Below are 18,663 nucleotides of genomic sequence, written 5' to 3'. Positions count from 1 at the left end.
AGATATGTGTCAAATTTATACTAATTTCAAAAATTCACAGAAATATTACCTCCTATTTGAAGGATAAAAGAATAGTTTTGCTCTAATGCACTGTATATTCCTTTTATATAAAGGCAATTGTTGGTAAATTTTTCAGATTTGTTGGGAATATAAGTAAAAATTACAGTATATTTTTCTAAGTTGGTATTATATTTTTCGTGGATTATAAATAACTCATATTTTGATTTATTTAATTCTCTTAAGAGGTTTATAGATTCAGAATTTAGTAAATAGGTGCCAGTATCTACAGATGAAGTATAAGTCCTCCAGGTTTTGTAAAAATGTGCTTTAAATTCATTTTGAGAGAATTTCTTTTTAAATTCTAAGTTTAGAGACAGGTATTTAAGGTATGCTTCATAATAAGTGTTTTCAAGATGTTCTAAAGAGAAATTTATAAAATCTTCACCAAAAGTCAGAACTGGGTTAATTTTGAAAAGAATAGTTTTTGCATAGGGGAAGCTATTTATGTTTAAATCTAAATAAATATATGAAGGTAAAAAGAAATATACAGATTTAAGTAAAAGCTTGTTGTTTTTTTCATATATTTTATAAATATTCGTGAGATCTATCCATAGGTTTTTAAGAATTGTTCCTCGGGCTGAGAAATTAATAAGATAGTCATAGATGAAATCCTGTTCTATCCTCTGAAGAGAAGCGGAGGAACTTATCTTTGGACTTGTAAACTTTAATTGTAAATCATGGCTTTGATAATAGCTTTCTTGAGGAATAATCGTTAAGTAGTAGATGGTTAAGGAAAGGTCTGGAGGGGGAGGATGAATTCCATTATTGTCTACAAAGAATAGATCTACTCTATTTTCATATATAGATAGATTTAAAGTATAAGTCTTATAAGAGCCGTCAGGAAAAAGATATGTAAAAGTGCTATTATTTTGAACAAGAATATTATTTATATAGACACTAACTGAATTTATATCAATAGTAGGGTAAGATAGTTGGAAAGAGAAATTTACTCCGTCGGTCATAAAGATTTGAGCTAAATAAATGGGAGTATCTGGATTTAAATTTTCTTTTTTATTAAATTTTTCTCCCATATTTAATTCAAAGCTTTTACTTTTTATGCTTATTCCTATGGTATAGGAGAAGTCTCTAAAATAAGCTTTATCCGAATAATAATCGTTAGAATAAACTAAAAAGTAAGAATTTAGAAAATCTAAAGAGGGTGATAGAGACATACTATAAGTTGACGAGACATAAGAGTTAGAAATCGTCTTTTTGTACATACTATTTAAAGATAAAGGATAGTAAGTGTAAGTTATTCCAATCTCTTCTTTACTTTTTTCATAGCTATAAGAGAATTCAGCTTTTGAATTGTTGGTATTCAATATAAGGGTATGATTTTGTTTTGAGAACTCTTCTCCTTTGGTAATTTTGTTTTCAAAGTCATAAATATAGCTTAAAGAAGAAAAGGGAAGTAAACTCAAGCTAAAATGTATATATTTTGAATCAGATAAGAGATTGTTGTTCCCTAAAACTTCTGTTAAATATATGTATCCTTTTTCTGCATACAGGTATTCCAAGGATGCAGTGAAAAGTTCTTTACTCAGAGCAAATTTTAAGTAGTCTGCATACCCAGAATACATGTTGTTAACAAAGAAAAAAGATCTTCGGAGATTTAAAAGGTTATTTTCGTCTTTTTCCATATTTATACCTACTTCCCAAAAACTGTTTTGGGTGTTCTCTATAGATTTCTCTAAATTAAGGTAAGAAAGATTTAGAGCACTTAAGTTTAAGGAGAAGCCTGAAAGGTTATAAATTTCTTTGGAGGGGGATTCATATTCTATGACTATATAATCATTCTTTGTAATTACAAAGCTAAATGATATTATTCTTTGCTTGTAATCTATAGCGTAATCAAAATCCCTTTGCAAAAGATTCCCATTTAAATATACTTTTTCTGTAAAGGGTGTTAGAAAGGTATCCTCAAGAAAGTAAGGTCCTGGGGTACCATTTCCATAAAAGTTTTTATATTTTTTTAATCCCTCTATTTTTGATATTATTCCTTTAAGAGAAAGAGTATTATTTTCATATGTGATATAAATACCGTTAACCTTTTTATTGTATAGGGAGAGTGGGGAAAAGTTTAGGTTAAGGAGATTACTAAATCTAATTTTAAACTCAGAAAAATTTAAGAAAAGTTCCATGATGTCCGTGGGATGGGAAATATAAGAGAAGTCAAGGGTAAATTTAGGTATATGGTAATTTAAATAAAACTGGGAATTTTGGTAGATGTATATTCCTTTGAGAATGTTTGGATTAAGAGATAAAAGATAAGGGTTCCCAAAAAATATGGAAAAATACGTATCTATATAGGTGTTGCCATTTATATTGAGGCTTTGTGAAAAGGATATGGAAAATGTTAATATGATTATTAATACTATTAGGAAAACGTTTTTCATATAAAGAATTATATTACAAATTTTTGAGATTACGCAATTGGTTAAAACTAAGGGGTATTAGAAGTTTATAGAAATATTGCCTCCTATCTGAAAAATATGCAAATTTGTTTCTTTTTTGTTTAGTATATATTTTATAAAAGCAGAGGAATTTGGGAGAGTTTTTGTAGGAGTTAGAAATAAACCTATTATATACCTTTCTGCTTTATCGCTGTAATATTCATGGGAAAAAGAGAGTTCAGTAGTATATTCGTTAAATTTTTTGGAAAAAGATAAATTCTGAAGGTTCTTTTTATAAGGAGCCAAGGAATAAGATGCTTCTCTTTTATTTTTGGTTATTTCAATTTTAAAATCTCCAAAGGAGAAGGATCTTTTTAGTTCAAAAGAGAGGGAAAGATTTTTATAAAAATTTTGGTAATAATAGTTCTGATAGTACTCAAGGTAAATAATAAAGTCATAGGGATTAAAAGAGAGATTTAGGTTAGTTTTTGAAGACAAAGTTTCCATATTTTCTGTCTCATTGTAATAAAAGTTAAAATTAAGAGAAGATGACTTAAGATAGTAATTGGCATTTAAGGATAGGTTTCCTCTTGGTCTTTCTATATCCTTATTTCCAGTAAGGCTTATCCAGAGGTTTTGAATAGGCATTCCATAAGTGGAGAGAGATATATTGTGGTATACGAAGTTGTTATCATTGTTTCTTTGCAGAGTTAATAATGGGTTTAGGTTGAAATATTTTACTCTCATTTTTAGGAAAGTGCTTTGAGAAAAAGTTCTTTGAGGAAGGATTGTTTGGTAATTGATGGTTATGTTTAGTCCTGCGGGAGGAGGATTTTCTCCTTCTTCATCAATGAAGAATATAAAAATAGTATTATTGTAAGTGTAATAATTTACTGTATAAGTCTTATAAGTGCCATCGGGGAGATAATAAGTAAAGGTTCCATTATTGCTGATATATGTATTATTTATGTATAAATTTATGGAATCTTGTAAAGGAGTATAATTTAATTCAAAAATATAGGTTTCGCCGTTGGTAATAAAGTTTTGGGATATGGGAATAGGTGCTTGAGGATCTAAATTCCCTTTTACTTTATAGTTTCCTCCTATGGAAAAATCAAAAATTTTCCCTATTAAACTTATGCTTCCTCCTATTTCTTGTTCTTTTATATAAGAAGAACCTATTAATTGCTCTTTTTGAGAGAAATAAAAAGAAGGGTTAAAATTGTTAATCTTAGGTAATAGAGATAGGGTACAAGTGTTTATAGTTGAAGAACCTGTATTAATCTTCTGAATCATGCCATATAAATTTATAGGAATATAAGTGAAATTTAAGACTTGAGTGTTTTTGTTGTTTTCTTCTCGGTATGATAAGGAAAGCTTTAAAGATGTAGAATTCATGCTTAAATTATGAAGCCACTTTATATTATCCCCACTTAAGTTATAAGAAAAATAGTAATTAATAATACTTAAAGGGGTTAGATTAAGATTTAAAGTAAGGTTTCGAAGTCCAGGAGTGAGATTAAAATTTCCAAGAATTTCTGGAATATAAGGATAATTTTCAGTGGAGTTTATAATCTCAAGATTACTGTTTATAATTTTTCCTTTGAAAGATAGCTTTAAATAGTCTGCATATCCCGAGTAATTGTTTTCAAGGAGGGCATAAGATCTTCTTATTTCTAAAAAGTTATTCTCGTCCCTTTTTATTTTAAAAGATCCTTCTATAAAGCTTCTTTGAGTATTTGTGGATGTACTTTGGAGGGAGATATAACTTAATTTAAAGGGAGAATACCCTATACCTAAACCCGCCACATTGTAAATTTCAGTATTTCCTGAAATCTCATATTCTAAGATTACTTCATCTTGGAAGGACACCACAAAGTTAAAATAAATTACCCCATAAGTATAATCTATTATGTAATCCTCATCTCTTTTTAACAAGTTTCCATTTAAATAGGCCCTCTCTTTATAAGGTATCAAGAAGAAGTCTCCAATAAAATATGGACCCTGTGTCTCGTTTCCATTAAATTTTGTCATCTTTTTTCTTCCCTCAATCTTTGCAAAGATTAAAGCCATATTTAATTTTTTCCTTTCATATGAACTGTAGATGCCGTTTAGGATCTTATTATACAAGGTAAGTGGAGAGAAGTTCTGATAAAGTTCATTACTAAAATTCATATAAAAATTTTCCGATCTCAGGAATAAATCTACTCTTTCCTTAGGCTGAGACTGATAACTGAAATTTAAAGATAGGTTTTTAGTGAGGTAATCTATGGAAAATTGGGAATTTTGGTAGAAATAAATTCCTTCTTGAATCTCTGAGGAGAGATAATTTAGGGATGAGTCTCCTGAAAAGTAGGCATAATAAGAATTTATATTCATGTTTCCATTAAAACTTAAGGTTTGGGCTGAGGTTACAGAAAATACAAAAATAAAAATAGTTGTAAAGATTAATCTTTTCATATTTTCCCCGTGACTTTTTTAATTATCATATCACATTATTAAGCGACTTAATATATAACCTAAGGGGTAGAGAAATATTAAATTTAAAATCCTTAACATTTTAGCTTTATTTATAGCAGTGCTTTTAGTACTCTCATCTTAGGATTTGGAAATTGAAATAAGAAGTTAAAAATTTAGTATATTTTTGTTTCAAAGGAAACTATGCTATAATCTTACTCAGAGTAAGGTGGGTGGGATATAAGGAAGAGTTTGTATGAAAGATTTTTTTGAAAATATAAGTTCTTGTTTTTTGATTGTAAATTCTCAAGGTTTAGTATTAGAATGCGATTCAAACTTTGAGAAGAAGTCAGGATATAAAAGAGAAGAGGTTAAAGATAAGAAACACATATACGAGATCCTTGGGGACATAAGTTCTTGGAAAAAATTGGACTGGGGTTATGAAACCTATTTAACCAAAAGTAATGGAGAAAAGATAAAGATTTTTATAAATTTTTTCTCTTTTTCAGATTACAATTTAAACATTATAACTATAAATGATTTCTCCTTTTTAACATATATGTATGAAAACTATGCATCTTTTATATCCCAAAGTCCCTTCCCCATCATTGAGGTGGATCTTTCTGAAATGTTTAATTATTTTAGGATTATTAAGAAAATCGCAGGAAATGAAATTGATAAGTATCTTGAGATTTATCCTGAGGCTATATATGAGATTATAGGTAAAATCAAATTTATTTACATAAATGAAAGCTTTTATAATGAGTATAAAGGATTTAGTTTTGACGCCCTTAAAGAAAACGTGTTTAATTATTTTACTGAAGAAGGTTTAAATACTTTGAAAAATGAACTCTTAAAAGTTTATGACGGCAATTTGAATTTAAACTTTGAGGTTGAAGTCATTGATCCTATTGGGAAATTAAGATTTATAAATGTATATGTTTACCCTGTGGGAAGGGAGAGAGTTTTAATCTATATTCTTGATAAAACTAAGGAGAGAGAATTAGAGGAAAATTTAAGAAGAAGTGTTAGTAAAATTACCAATCTATATAATCAAGTGATTAATACTCTTTCTTCCATAATGGAGCATAAAGACTCTTATACTGCTTATCATCAGAAAAGAGTTGCAGAACTTTCTCACGCTATCGCAAAAGAGATTGGTTTGCCTAAGGATAAAGTTGACGCCATCAGAATAGGAGCGTTACTCCATGATATTGGGAAGATTGCAATTCCTGGAGAGATTTTAAATAAATCTGGTAAATTAAATAACATTGAAATGGAGATAGTAAAAACTCATCCTTTAACGGGATACAATATGCTTAAGAATATAGATTTTCCTCCAGAGGTACTTTATATAGTACTTCAACATCACGAAAGGCTTGATGGATCCGGATATCCTGAAGGATTAAAAAATGGGGAGATAAATCTTTCTGCAAGGATCGTAGCGGTGGCAGATGTGGTTGAGGCAATGATCTCTCATAGACCTTACAGACCTCCTTTTGGAATTGATAAGGCTTTGGAAGAAATTGAGAAAAACAAAGGAACAAAATATGATCCTGATGTGGTTGATGCTTGTATAAGGCTTTTTAAAGAGAAGGATTTTAAGTTTTCAATATAGAGACTTGGAAGGCAGGAACTTCTTTATAAAATATAGGAGTGGTTATAATTCGAAGCTCTGCTGACTCTCCAGAGGGCAAAGTTGCTTTAATTTTAACCGTTTTTTTATCCTTTGATGGTGTAAGAGTTTCCCTAAGTTGGGTAATATGAAGGGGAGAAAGGTGAAGGATCTCAAAGATGTTTTTTCCAATGATCTCTTCTTTTTTCATGTTGAAAAAGGAAAGAGCCGAAGAATTAGCACCTATGATTTCTCCTCTTATATCTTTTATTACCAGAATGGGAATAGGAATTCCTTCAATAAGAAAATCATATTCTTTGTCCTTTTCATATATTTCTCTTAATTTTTCATTTAGTTTCTTGATTTCTTGTTTTAATTTCCTAATCTCTTCCATATCTCCAATGGTTTTTTCATAGGAAAATAGGAGAAGATTTAAAATTTGGATCTGAGTTGATCTGAGGGTATATTTCTTCCCCATAATATTTATCTCTAAGTTCGACTCTGTATAGCCAAGTTTTTTTAATTCACTGTGGGATATAAGAAATTGAACTGTAGATATGAGATATTTTTTATTAAAGGGTTTTATTATAAAGGCATCTGCGTCAACGTCTAAGGCTTTTATTATATCTTTTGGATCAGACAAGGTAGTAAGTAATAATACAATTATATCTTTCCATTTCTCACTGCTTTTTACTATCTTACAGAGTTCAAATCCATCAATTCCAGGCATCAAAATGTCCGATATGATTAATTTAGGGGTTTTACTCTTCAAGATCTCTATAGCTTCTTCTCCTGAAAGAGCAACAAAAGAGGAAAAATTATAATCTTTCAGGATATTTCTTAAATATTCTGCCTGAGTGGGTGAATCTTCTACTATCAATATATCCCTATTATTTTCAGGAACCATTTTTTTATATTATATCACAGATCTTTTTTTACTTTTCTTTTTGTGTTATAATTTTTGTAAAAAGTAGCACTAAGAGGAGGAAAAGTAGATATGAATATAAATAAATACATTTTCAAATTCGCTCTGTTAATACCTCTATTGTTAATATTTTATTCCTCTTTATCTTTTTCTCAGACAAAAAATACTATTTCAATAATTGATCTTGCAGGAAGGAAGGTTGAGATAAGTCAGCCAGTAAAAAGGGTCGTGGCTATTGGTCCGGGAGCCTTAAGAATTGTAAGTTATGTAGATCAGTTTAGTAGAATTGTAGGGGTAGAAAATATTGATAAAAGGTACACCATTGGTAGGACTTATAATATGGCATTTTTTGATATTATAGAGAAACTTCCCATAATTGGTCAGGGAGGACCTGATACTTCTCCGGATCCTGAAAAACTAATAGCAGTAAATCCTGATGTAATCTTTGTTATTCAACTTTTGGACAAGGGTGGAGCAGATAAGCTCTATGAGAAAACAAAAATTCCTGTAGTGGTTTTAAATTATGGTACTCTTGGCACCTTTGATGAAGATCTCTTTAAATCTTTGGAGATTATTGGTAAGGTGCTAAACAAGGAAGCAAGGGCTTCTGCCATTATAACTTATATAAAAAATATAAGGAATGCCTTTTCCTTAAAGACGAGATATATTGCTGATAAAAATAAACCATCGGTTTACGTAGGAGCTTTAGGATTTAAGGGGGCAAGGGGTATAGAGAGTACTCAAGGATATTTCCCAATTTTTACTCCCCTTTATATCAAGAACGTAGCTGATTCTCTTGGTAAAAAGGGTAGCGTATTTATAGAGAAGGAGAAGCTTTTGATTTGGGATCCTGATATAATCTTTTTGGATCTTGGAAATCTCAATTTAGTAAAGGACGACTTTAGTAAAAATCCTGATTTTTATAAAGCCTTGAGAGCTTATAAAAATAAAAATATCTATGGAATATATCCTTACAACAATTACAATACCAATATTGATACTGCCCTTGTAGATATGTTTTGGGTAGCCAAAGTGGTATATCCTGATAAATTTAAGGATATAATTATAGGAAACAAGGCTCAAGAGATTTATACCTTTTTCTTTGGGGAGAGGGGGAAGAATATCTACTCTGAACTTGCCAAATCATATGGAGAACTTAAAAGGGTAAACCTTGAAGAGTAAAGTTATGGAGTATAAAATTACAGTAAAAGAGTATAAGGAATATACGGGGAGAAAGATCTTATTTATCTTTTTATTAGGATTTTTCATAATAATCTTTTCTATATTTGCCTTGAATGTAGGGTCCTCTGGGATTAATCTTTTAGATTTTGTCAGAGCTTTTCTCGGAAAGGGTGAAGGTAAATTAGGTTTAATTGTATGGCAGATAAGGATTCCTAGAGTACTTGGGGCTATTTTAGCAGGAATTGGGCTTGGAGTTTCAGGTTGTATATCTCAGAATGTTCTAAGAAATCCTATGGCTTCCCCCTTTACTTTAGGTATTTCTCAAGGAGCAGCCTTGGGAGCTACCTTGTCTATTGTGTTGTTTAACCAGAATATTCCTTATTTAACTCCCCTTTTTGCTTTTTTAGGAGCTATGATGACTACTGTATTGATTATTCTTCTTTCTTCCAGATTTAAAGTAACGCCTGAGGCTATGATCCTTGCAGGAGTTTCTTTGTCTTCTCTTTTTTCTGCTTTGACCACCATCATTCAGTACTTTGCTAACGAGGTAAAAATTGCTGCAGTGATTTTTTGGACCTTTGGAGATATAGGTAGAATTTCTTTAAAAGATATAAAGATAATATTTATTGTGATACTTTTGGGTACTCTTTATTTTGTCTCCAGAAGGTGGGATTATAACTCCCTTGAGGGTGGGGATGAAACGGCAAAAAGTCTTGGAATTAATGTGGAGAGGGAAAGAATTGTTTCCATGCTTATAACCTCTTTGATTTCCGCAGTAATAACTGCGAGTGTTGGAGTTATAGGATTTGTAGGCCTTATTGCACCCCATATTATGAGGAGATTTGTAGGAAATGATTATAGGTTTCTTATTCCTGGCTCTGCCCTTTTTGGTGGACTACTTTTACTTGTCTCCGATACCTTAGCAAGAACTGTAATTTCTCCCATAGTACTTCCTGTAGGTGCTATAACTTCTCTTCTTGGGGCTCCTTTCTTTCTCTACCTTCTTTCTTTGAGGTTTAAAAGATGATTCTTGAAATTCAAGGATTACATTTTAGTTATAGAAGTACACCTGTTTTAAAGAATGTAACCTTTTCGGTAAGAGAAGGAGAAATGGTAGGAATTCTTGGTAATAATGGAGCTGGAAAGTCCACCCTTATAAAGTGCATTAATAAGATTCTCTCACCAAAAGAAGGAGTAATTTATTTGAATAAGAAAGATATAAGAAATATAAAAAGAAGAGAGGTTGCAAAGCTTATAGGCTATGTGGCTCAGAAGTATGATTACTATAATCTTACTGTATTTGATGTGATCCTTTTAGGGAGGAGACCTCATATTAAATGGGATGCCACTTTAAAAGATCTTGAGATAGTGGAAAGAATAATTAGAGATTTAAACCTTCAACATATTGCCTTAAGGAGTGTGGATGAGATATCGGGAGGAGAACTTCAAAAAGTGATAATAGGAAGGGCATTAGCTCAAGAACCTAAAATTTTGCTTCTTGATGAACCCACAAACAATTTGGATCTAAAAAATCAAATTGAGGTTTTGCAATTTATAAAGGAATATGTGATTAATAAAAATATCTCAGCTCTTGTGGTACTTCATGATGTGAATTTAGCATTAAGATTTTGTGATAAATTTATCTTTCTAAAAAATAACACCATTTATGCTCAAGGCACTATAGATATGATAAATGAAAAAATTATTGAAGAAGTTTATGGAGTAAAAGTGGTTATTGATAAAGTAAATAATATACCAGTAGTAGTACCTTTAGCAGTGTAATTATATTTTTCTGAAGAGGAGAATTTTATATGGAGCTTAAACCTATCGGAGTCATTCATAGTCTATATAAAACTAAGGAAGAGGCACCTTTTCAAGGAAGGTGGGCAGAGGATTTAAAAGAGTCAGTTATTGAGATTTTTGAGGAATATAGAGATGCAATGCAAGGTTTAGAGAATGTAAAACATATAATTGTTCTTTACTGGTGTGATAGAGCAGATAGGAATAGACTTAAGACCATAACCCCCTGGGGACCTGAAGAGAAAGGTGTTTTTTCCACCAGGTCTCCCTCAAGACCAAACCCTATTGCCTTTTCCATTGGCGAAATTAGAAAGATAGAAGGAAATAAAATTTATGTGTTAGGGCTTGATGCCATTGATAAGAGTCCTCTTTTAGATATAAAAGTATATGTTTATGATATTGATGCTATAAAAAGACCAAGAAAAAAAGTAGTATTTAATTCTGCTTTATGGGACGAATGTGTTTCTTTTCATGGACATTCCTGTCCGGGGCTTGCTATAGGGTATAAAGCAGTGGAGGCAGCAGTTTTAAAACTTAAGATTTCCTTTTCTGAAGATGAAGAGATAGTTTGTATTACAGAAAATAATGCATGTGGAGTAGATGCTATTCAATATATTCTTGGATGTACCTTTGGAAAAGGAAATCTTATCTTCAAAGATAGAGGAAAACAAGCCTTTACATTCTTCGTAAGAGATACAGGAGAGGGAGTAAGGATAGTCTTAAAGGATCTTCCTCGAAGGGAAGATAGAGAAAAATGGACTAAAGAACTTTTAAAAATGAATGTGGAAGACATGTTTGAATTTCAAGCTCCAAGGGACGAAATTCCTAAAAGAGCAAGGATATATCCCTCTTTAAAATGCGAAATTTGTGGGGAAAAGGCTTCGGAAAGAAATATGAGAATTAAAGAAGGAAAAATTGTCTGTATGGACTGTTTTGAAAAGGATTAATTTCTTACAATTTCTGCCATTTTATCCTCGGCAAATTGTACCGAACAAAGCTTGTAATAAAGTCCTTTTTTCTTAATAAGTTCTTCGTGAGATCCGATCTCCACAATCTCTCCATCTTTTAATACTATGATTTTGTCTGCTCTTTTTACCGTAGAGAGTCTGTGGGCAATAATTAAAATGGTTCTTGTCCCTACCAAATTGTTTATAGCTTTCTGAATTTCACTTTCCGTTTCCGTATCCACCGATGAAGTAGCTTCATCAAGGATAAGTATAGGGGCATTTTTTAAGACCGCCCTTGCAATGGCAAGCCTCTGCTTTTGTCCTCCAGAAAGTTTTATTCCCCTCTCTCCTATTTCAGTAAAATAGCCCTTTGGAAGTCTCTCTATGAATTCATGGGCATGGGCAATTTTTGCAGCCTCTATTACCTCTTTAAGGGTGGCATTCTCCTTTCCATAGGCTATATTTTCAAAGACAGTACCATTAAATAAAAATACATCTTGAAGTACTATACTTATATTTTCATGAAGAGATTTTAAAGTTACATCCCTTATATCTATATCATCTATCTTTATGGATCCAGAGTCAGGATCAAAGAACCGATTTATTAAGTACATTATGGTGGTTTTTCCTACTCCTGTAGGACCTACAAAAGCTACCATCTCTCCAGGATTTATTTCAAAGGAGATATTTTTTAATACGTAAACCCCGGGATTATAGGAGAAATTAACGTTTTCAAAGGTAATTTTACCCTTTACATCCTTAAGCTCAATAGCATTTTCCTTTTCCTTTATCTCTGGCTCTGTCTCCAGTACTTCAAATACCCTCTCTGCTCCTGCAAGGGCCTGTTGAACATTCTCCAAAATTTGGGCAAGGGCATTTATTGGCTGATAAAACATTCCAAGGTAGAGTAAAAATCCTACAATATCTTGAACTTGTATTTTGCCAGAAAGAGCCATTATTCCTCCAATAGAGACCACAATTAGGTTTCCAAGGGAGCTTAAAAATCCAACCGTAGGATGGAATACGGCGCTAAGTTTTAAGGCAGAAAGAAGGGCATTTATTTGATTATATACTTTTTCTTTTATTTTCTTATACTCCTTCTCCTGTTTATTAAAAAGCTGAATCTCTCTTATACCAGAAAGGTTATCTTGAAGATCTGCATTTAGGTCTGCAAGAGCTTTTTGAGCTTTTCTAAATATGGGCATAATTTTTTTGGCAAACAAACTGCTACTGAAAAGTAAAAAGGGAATAGGGGTGAGAGAAAGGAGGGCTAAGGTAGGGTTTATTATAAAAAGTATTGTAGCAATTCCTGTAAGTATTAATAGGTTGCTTATAAGATCTGGTACCGCATGAGCAATTAACATCTCAAGGTTTGCAGTGTCATTTACTACCCTTGACATAAGTTGTCCTGTTTGCTTGTCCACAAAATATCTGTAGGATAAATTTTGTAGTTTATCATATACCATCATCCTTACATCAGCCACTAAATGCCATGCTGCATAATGGGAAAAATAGTTTCTTAAGAATTGAAAAACTATTCCTAAAATGTAGGATAAAACTAAAACAAGAGATATTTTTATTATATCCTCTCTGGCATTGGGGTAGTGAGTAATGTTTGTGATAATTCCTATAAGGCTTCTTATAAGCCAAGGTCCAAGAAGATTTATTCCTGTTAAAATAAGAAGACTTATGGCTGATATTATGAGATACCCCCAATACGGTTTTGCAATTTTGACAAGTTTTATGAGATATCGCAAAATTAACACCTCCAATAATTAGCTATCAAATTATTTTAATACAAAAGATAAAGTTTGTCTACTTTAAAGGAGCTGAATCTCTAATTATTTTATCACCCTCCTCATTTAAAATAGCTCCTAGGGGGGTGATTTTTTTGATTACAGATCAGAAATTTAACGAAGTTTAAAAACTGCTTAAGTTTTAATGTTTACTCTAACCCCATTCATGCTCCGTAAATATATATCAAAGAAAAAATTTAGGCGCTTCACTTCTATAAAGGAGAAAACATTACTTGGCTACATAATCCAAATCGCACCAATCTGTTGAATCAACCCCATGCCAGTACAAAACAGTTGTGCCGGGCTTAAATTTAATAAGCAAATCCCTGTCGCCGTAAGTTTTATTATAAATCTTTCTATTTTCTCTTAAAACTATCTTTAGTGTCCTCCCTTTATATCCCTGTTGCAAATCCATCCATCGGAAAGGAGCGTAACTAAAATTTTCACCTACTGGATAAGGATTTCCTGGTAAAAATAAGTATCCTAAATCTTTCCCTGTGTTATAATCAAAAACCTGCACAGGCACTTCATAATCTTTTCCTGTCATATAATAAAAACCATTATAGCCTTCGGTACATTCAAATATTACATAGTCTCCATCATGTAGAAAAAGAGCACCTTTGTATGGGAAGTTAAAACCATTATAATCTTGGCCCTTAAAGCTTGAAGCAAAAGTTATAATTAGTAAAAACATGAGAATAATAAAGAATTTAATTAATATTTTTCTCATTCTCCTCCCCCTAATTAAAAAATTCCCCTACTTTTCTCTCTTGAAATTTAAGATTTTAAAGAGTATTAATTGAGGGTATGATTTAAAATCTTAAATTCCATTTTAATTATACCACACTTTTTTAAACACACAAAGAGAAAACTTTCAAAAGTCTATTACAGGGATTTTCTTTGTATCTATTCTATCTACCGCTCTATTTAGATACCTGATGAGCTCCTTGCAGGAGATTAAAATAAGTTAACTTTTAAAATTCTCTATTCTTTTTACCTTTATTTTGCCACATAGATCTTTTGTTGCTGGATGATATTCCATTTAAGGCTATCTTTTTTACCCATCTAAAATTTTTTAAAACAGGCTCCCTTTAAGTAGGAATTAGATATAGTATATTTTAAAAAGTATAAAAATAGTTTCATTAATTTTTTTTATTGTTTTAAAGGCTTTTATTACAAAATTAATTTCATGGTGTAATTTTTTTCAGTATATTGACAAGGTATTCTTCTTAGTATAAAATTTTTAATCAAAATTTAAAGGTTTGTAAAAACGATTTTAAAAGTGGATCCCCTATTGGGCTAAGTAGCCCTTAAAGGGGTAATAAAAAAATAAAGTGGGGTGTTTAAAGTGTACTTAAAAAAACTTACTAAACTTCTCTTAATTATGCTGCTTATTGCAGTATATACGCAAGTACATGCTCAAACATCTATAACTCTAACAAGCAATGCAAGTGGTACTTTTGACGGATATTACTATGAATTATGGAAAGATTCAGGGAATACAACAATGACTGTATACACTCAGGGAAGGTTTAGCTGTCAGTGGAGCAATATAAACAATGCACTGTTTAGGACAGGTAAGAAATACAATCAGTCATGGCAATCTTTAGGTACTGTTAAAATTACATACTCGGCAACTTACAATCCTAATGGAAACTCCTACTTATGCATTTATGGCTGGTCTACTAATCCTTTAGTGGAGTTCTACATTGTAGAAAGTTGGGGTACCTGGCGTCCACCAGGTGCAACATCTCTTGGGCAGGTTACCATTGATGGTGGTACCTATGATATTTACAGAACTACTCGTGTAAATCAACCATCTATTGTAGGTACAGCTACCTTTGATCAGTATTGGAGCGTAAGGACATCAAAGAGAACCAGTGGAACAGTTACAGTAACTGATCATTTTAGAGCCTGGGCAAATAAGGGATTAAATCTTGGTACTATTGATCAGATTACTCTTTGTGTTGAAGGTTATCAGAGTAGTGGTTCAGCTAATATAACTCAAAACACCTTTTCCACTAGTAGCAGTAGTGGCGGCAGTACTACTGTAACAAGAGTAGAATGTGAAAACATGTCCTTAAGTGGTCCATATGCCTCAAGGATATCAAGTCCATTTAACGGGGTAGCACTTTATGCAAACAATGACAGAGCATACTATACACAATACTTTGCAAACTCTGTGCATACTTTTAGACTCCGTGGATGCTCTAGTAATAATAATACAGCAGCAGTAGATTTAAGGATTGGAGGACAGAAAGTTGGAACTTTTTACTTTACAGGCACAACACCAACGGTACAAACCTTGAGCAATATTTCCCATGCTACGGGGAATCAAACGGTAGAACTAATCCTTACTTCGGATAATGGAACATGGGACGTATATTTGGATTACTTAGAAATACAATAGCTAGGATGATGAGAAGTAATGGAGGGTTGGGATTTATGCTCCCAGCCCTCTTCTTTCTTACTCTCTTTTGTGGTGGTATAATATTCACAAATTATGCTGTTTTTGTGGAGGGTAAAATGTCTGAAGTATTAACTCCTCATAATATACCAAGGGCAACTATAGTAACGAGAGTTATGCCTGAAGGGGAGAGGGTTGTAGCGGTAGTTTTGGAATATGATGCGGAGATAAATGCTGGAAATTTAAATCTAAACATGTTTTCAGTAAAGACAAAACTTGAGGGGAAATTTGTGGAAAGAAGTATTAAAAAAGTTTATGCTAACAATAATGGAGAGTTGTTACCTGCTCCCTTTACTAATCAAGGAAGGTTTTTAGTTTTAGAATTAAATCCTAAGGAACCTTCGGCTGTTACTGCTACTTTTGATCCTCAAAGATTTCTTTCAAAAAGATTAAAGTTAGAATACGAAATAGAGCAGAAGGTGAGTATTAAGAGTGTAGATGGAAAAGAAATTATGCCCTTTTCATTGATTACTTCTGAAGAGAGACATCTTATAATAGATGAATTTAAAGCTTTGATTTATGAGGATAAGGATTTGGGAGTTATTCTTCCTTATAGATTTTATGTGCCTAAAAATATAGATAAAAATAAAAAATATCCTCTTGTGGTATTTTTACATGGTGCAGGAGAAAGGGGAAATGATAATTTTCTACATATAGCATGGTATAGAGGTGCGGTAACTTTTGCAGAGCCAGGACAGCAAGCAGAGCACCCTTGTTTTGTTCTTGCTCCTCAGTGTCCTGCAGATAGTAGTTGGACTGAGCTTCTTATGAGGGGTAATCCCTTTAAACCTACAAAAACTCTTCTTGCTGTTGCAAATTTGATTAGGAAGATTATAAGTGAGGAAAATATTGATTCTAATAGGATTTATTTAACAGGACTTTCTATGGGGGGTTTTGGTACCTTTGCTCTTCTTATAGAACATCCAGAGCTCTTTGCAGGAGCGATCCCCATATGTGGGGGAGCAGACATAAATAATCTTGAAAGGATAAGAGACATTCCTCTTTGGATCTTTCATGCCGAAGACGACAATTTGGTAAGTGTGGAATTTTCAAGATCGGTAGTAAGAAGGCTTGTAGAAATAGGGGGAAAGGTAAAGTATACGGAGTTTTTGTGGGGAGAGATGGAGAGAATGGGTTATCACCCCCATGCCTCTTGGATACCAGTCTATGACAATGAAGAAGTTATAGACTGGTTATTTGAGCAAAGGAAAAGATAAGAATTATTAGCGCCTTCCAAAGGGATATTGGTTGTTTTGTTTCTTTAGTCTTTTCTCTTCATACATTAATTGGTCTGCGAGCTGGAGAAGTTCTTCGAGGGTTTTAGGATTTTCAGGATCGTATACTACATAACCTACACTTAAAGACAGCTTGTAGGGTCTTTTTTCTTTGGTGTTGAATTCTTTTACTTTTTCTGTCAGTCTTTCAATTATCTTCTCCTTATGGTTTTCTTCTCCAATAATTCCAAGTACTACAAATTCGTCCCCTCCAATTCTTGCGATAAGATCGTTTTGCCTAAAGGTAGAGGTAAGTATGTTAGCAACATCAATTAATGCTTGATCTCCTACATTATGTCCTAAATTATCATTAATCCATTTCATATAATCAAGGTCTATAAATAAGATTATAGCTTTTTTATTTAATCTTTTTACAAGATTTAAAGTGTGATCTGCTAAGGTGATAAAGCCACGTCTGTTATAAAGTCCTGTTAAAGGATCTGTAATGGATAATATTTTTAATTCCTCTTCCATCTTTTTTCTATAAGTTATGTCAAGGGTAGTTCCTAAAATGGCAGGCTTTCCTTTATACATTATTCCTACCATAGACATCTCAATATATGCTATATCCTTTCCCTTTTTAATTTTGAACTCATCTATAATATATTCAAAAGTCTTATCTAAGAGCTCGTGATATCTTTGTTTGAATCTTTCTCTATCTTCTTCATAGATATAATTGAGAAAATCATTAAAGGTTTTAAGTCCTGTGGGATATCCGAAAATTTCAACAAATCTTGGATTTACATATATAACCTTTTCTTCCTGTATTACAAATACTCCTACTAAAGATTGTTCTGCAAGGAGTAAATCCTTGTCGTTGGTGTTCATTAACATTTTTAAGATATCAATAGCCTTTACATTTCCTGTTTTTCCAATAGACTCTATGATGATTATTTTTACAAGAGTGGTATCTTCTTTAGAAAGAAGATCTTGTAGGATACTTAAAAGATCAGGAGGATTATGATGAACCAGAGATTTAACTCCGTAATATCTTACCCATGGAGATGAGTCTCTTAGAGCTATTTCAACGAGAGGTAAAGCCTTATCTTTACCTAAATAAATTAATGATCTTGCTATTACCTCTCGCACTTTTCTTTTTTCTTTTTCTAAACCTTCTTTTAATATTTCGAAAATTTTCTCATCTTCAAAGAAGACTATGTTCTCGTATGCTACTTTTCTTACCTCTTCGTCTTTGTCATTTACCAAATTAAAAATTTCTTCTTTACATTCTTCATATCCAAAGTATCCTGCGATTTTTACTGCAGACTCTCTTTCATAAGGATTTTCACTTTTAAGAAGCTTTTTTATCCTTTCTGGCATAGAAGGATGTCCTATAGAATTTAATGCGGATATTATAGCTTGTCTGACATAAGGCACTTTTATCCCCTATTTTCGCAAGAGCTCCAGCACATACCACTGCTAATTCTTCGTGATTGTTTAAGACTTCAACTATATGAGGCACAACAGATTTGTCTCCTATTCTTCCTAAGGCAATAATGGTAGAGGATTTTATTTCTAAATCCTCCTCCTTTAGCCTCTCTATAAGGATAGGTATTATGGATTTTCCATATTTTACAAAAACTTCTACAAGTTCATTTCTTATATATGGTTTTCTTTTTCTCTTCTCTTAGGATGCCTTCTAATATTTCTTTTATCTTTGAGAAAAAGTCAGATTTAGAGACAAATCCGTCTGCTATTTCCTCACTTACTTTTCTGTATTCGTCATTATCATATAAGGTCAGAATTA

Annotated in this window: 14 protein-coding genes; 7 read left to right on the top strand and 7 right to left on the bottom strand. The window is 32.2% G+C overall.

Features of this window, described 5'->3' with window-relative positions; genetic code table 11:
• Positions 1–26: 26 nt before the first annotated feature.
• Complete coding sequence (locus ACP5QL_RS08635; RefSeq protein WP_428127038.1) at positions 27–2,201, bottom strand: hypothetical protein; 2,175 nt, start codon at positions 2,199–2,201, stop codon at positions 27–29.
• 312 nt (positions 2,202–2,513) lie between these two features.
• A complete protein-coding gene (locus ACP5QL_RS08630; RefSeq protein WP_428127035.1) occupies positions 2,514–4,913 on the bottom strand; it encodes a hypothetical protein in 2,400 nt (799 codons plus the stop codon).
• 253 nt (positions 4,914–5,166) lie between these two features.
• On the opposite strand from ACP5QL_RS08630, the gene ACP5QL_RS08625 reads away from it, so the two are divergent.
• Positions 5,167–6,528 carry an HD domain-containing phosphohydrolase gene (locus tag ACP5QL_RS08625; RefSeq protein WP_428127031.1) on the top strand — a complete coding sequence of 454 codons (1,362 nt, stop codon included), beginning with the start codon at positions 5,167–5,169 and terminating at the stop codon, positions 6,526–6,528.
• Here ACP5QL_RS08625 and ACP5QL_RS08620 read toward each other — a convergent pair.
• Positions 6,512–7,432 (bottom strand): response regulator, encoded by a 921-nt coding sequence (locus tag ACP5QL_RS08620; protein ID WP_428127028.1) that lies wholly within the window; start codon positions 7,430–7,432, stop codon positions 6,512–6,514. The two genes, ACP5QL_RS08625 and ACP5QL_RS08620, sit on opposite strands and share 17 nt — an antisense overlap.
• Positions 7,433–7,522: 90 nt before the next feature.
• Here ACP5QL_RS08620 and ACP5QL_RS08615 point away from each other — a divergent pair, with 90 nt between their 5' ends.
• From ACP5QL_RS08615 to tsaA, 4 genes are read left to right on the top strand one after another with little or no spacing between them, the layout of a single operon-like run.
• Entirely contained in the window at positions 7,523–8,632 is a 1,110-nt protein-coding gene (locus ACP5QL_RS08615; RefSeq protein ID WP_272995637.1) for an iron ABC transporter substrate-binding protein, read from the top strand.
• A 4-nt stretch (positions 8,633–8,636) separates the two neighbouring features.
• A complete protein-coding gene (locus tag ACP5QL_RS08610; protein WP_428127078.1) occupies positions 8,637–9,659 on the top strand; it encodes a FecCD family ABC transporter permease in 1,023 nt (340 codons plus the stop codon).
• Positions 9,656–10,414 carry an ABC transporter ATP-binding protein gene (locus ACP5QL_RS08605; protein WP_273333855.1) on the top strand — a complete coding sequence of 253 codons (759 nt, stop codon included), beginning with the start codon at positions 9,656–9,658 and terminating at the stop codon, positions 10,412–10,414. Before ACP5QL_RS08610 ends, ACP5QL_RS08605 begins: the two co-directional genes overlap by 4 nt.
• Positions 10,415–10,443: 29 nt before the next feature.
• Positions 10,444–11,379, top strand: a complete 936-nt coding sequence (tsaA, locus tag ACP5QL_RS08600) for a tRNA (N6-threonylcarbamoyladenosine(37)-N6)-methyltransferase TrmO (protein WP_428127022.1) — start codon at positions 10,444–10,446, stop codon at positions 11,377–11,379.
• Here the strand turns inward: tsaA and ACP5QL_RS08595 are convergent.
• Together ACP5QL_RS08595 and ACP5QL_RS08590 are read right to left on the bottom strand one after the other, a co-directional pair.
• Positions 11,376–13,136, bottom strand: coding sequence for an ABC transporter ATP-binding protein (locus ACP5QL_RS08595; protein WP_273333857.1), 1,761 nt, complete (start codon positions 13,134–13,136; stop codon positions 11,376–11,378). The genes tsaA and ACP5QL_RS08595 overlap by 4 nt on opposite strands.
• A 268-nt stretch (positions 13,137–13,404) precedes the next feature.
• On the bottom strand, positions 13,405–13,905 hold the full coding sequence (locus tag ACP5QL_RS08590) for a hypothetical protein (protein WP_428127018.1): 501 nt from the start codon (positions 13,903–13,905) through the stop codon (positions 13,405–13,407).
• 654 nt (positions 13,906–14,559) lie between these two features.
• On the opposite strand from ACP5QL_RS08590, the gene ACP5QL_RS08585 reads away from it, so the two are divergent.
• Positions 14,560–15,585: a glycoside hydrolase family 11 protein gene (locus ACP5QL_RS08585; protein WP_164931041.1), complete on the top strand. Its 1,026-nt coding sequence runs from the start codon at positions 14,560–14,562 to the stop codon at positions 15,583–15,585.
• 116 nt (positions 15,586–15,701) lie between these two features.
• Positions 15,702–16,859, top strand: a complete 1,158-nt coding sequence (locus ACP5QL_RS08580; RefSeq protein ID WP_273333865.1) for a prolyl oligopeptidase family serine peptidase — start codon at positions 15,702–15,704, stop codon at positions 16,857–16,859.
• A gap of 6 nt (positions 16,860–16,865) precedes the next feature.
• Here the strand turns inward: ACP5QL_RS08580 and ACP5QL_RS08575 are convergent, their stop codons facing one another.
• Both ACP5QL_RS08575 and ACP5QL_RS08570 read right to left on the bottom strand, forming a co-directional pair.
• Positions 16,866–18,293, bottom strand: coding sequence for a diguanylate cyclase (locus ACP5QL_RS08575; RefSeq protein WP_428127014.1), 1,428 nt, complete (start codon positions 18,291–18,293; stop codon positions 16,866–16,868).
• Complete coding sequence (locus ACP5QL_RS08570) at positions 18,208–18,411, bottom strand: HEAT repeat domain-containing protein (protein ID WP_428127073.1); 204 nt, start codon at positions 18,409–18,411, stop codon at positions 18,208–18,210. Before ACP5QL_RS08570 ends, ACP5QL_RS08575 begins: the two co-directional genes overlap by 86 nt.
• Between the last annotated feature and the right edge of the window lie 252 nt (positions 18,412–18,663).

It is taken from the genome of Dictyoglomus sp. (genome assembly GCF_049968615.1).
Classification (GTDB): domain Bacteria; phylum Dictyoglomota; class Dictyoglomia; order Dictyoglomales; family Dictyoglomaceae; genus Dictyoglomus; species Dictyoglomus turgidum.
Note: the sequence above shows the minus strand (reverse complement) of the source record. Positions and strands in the feature narration are given on the sequence as shown.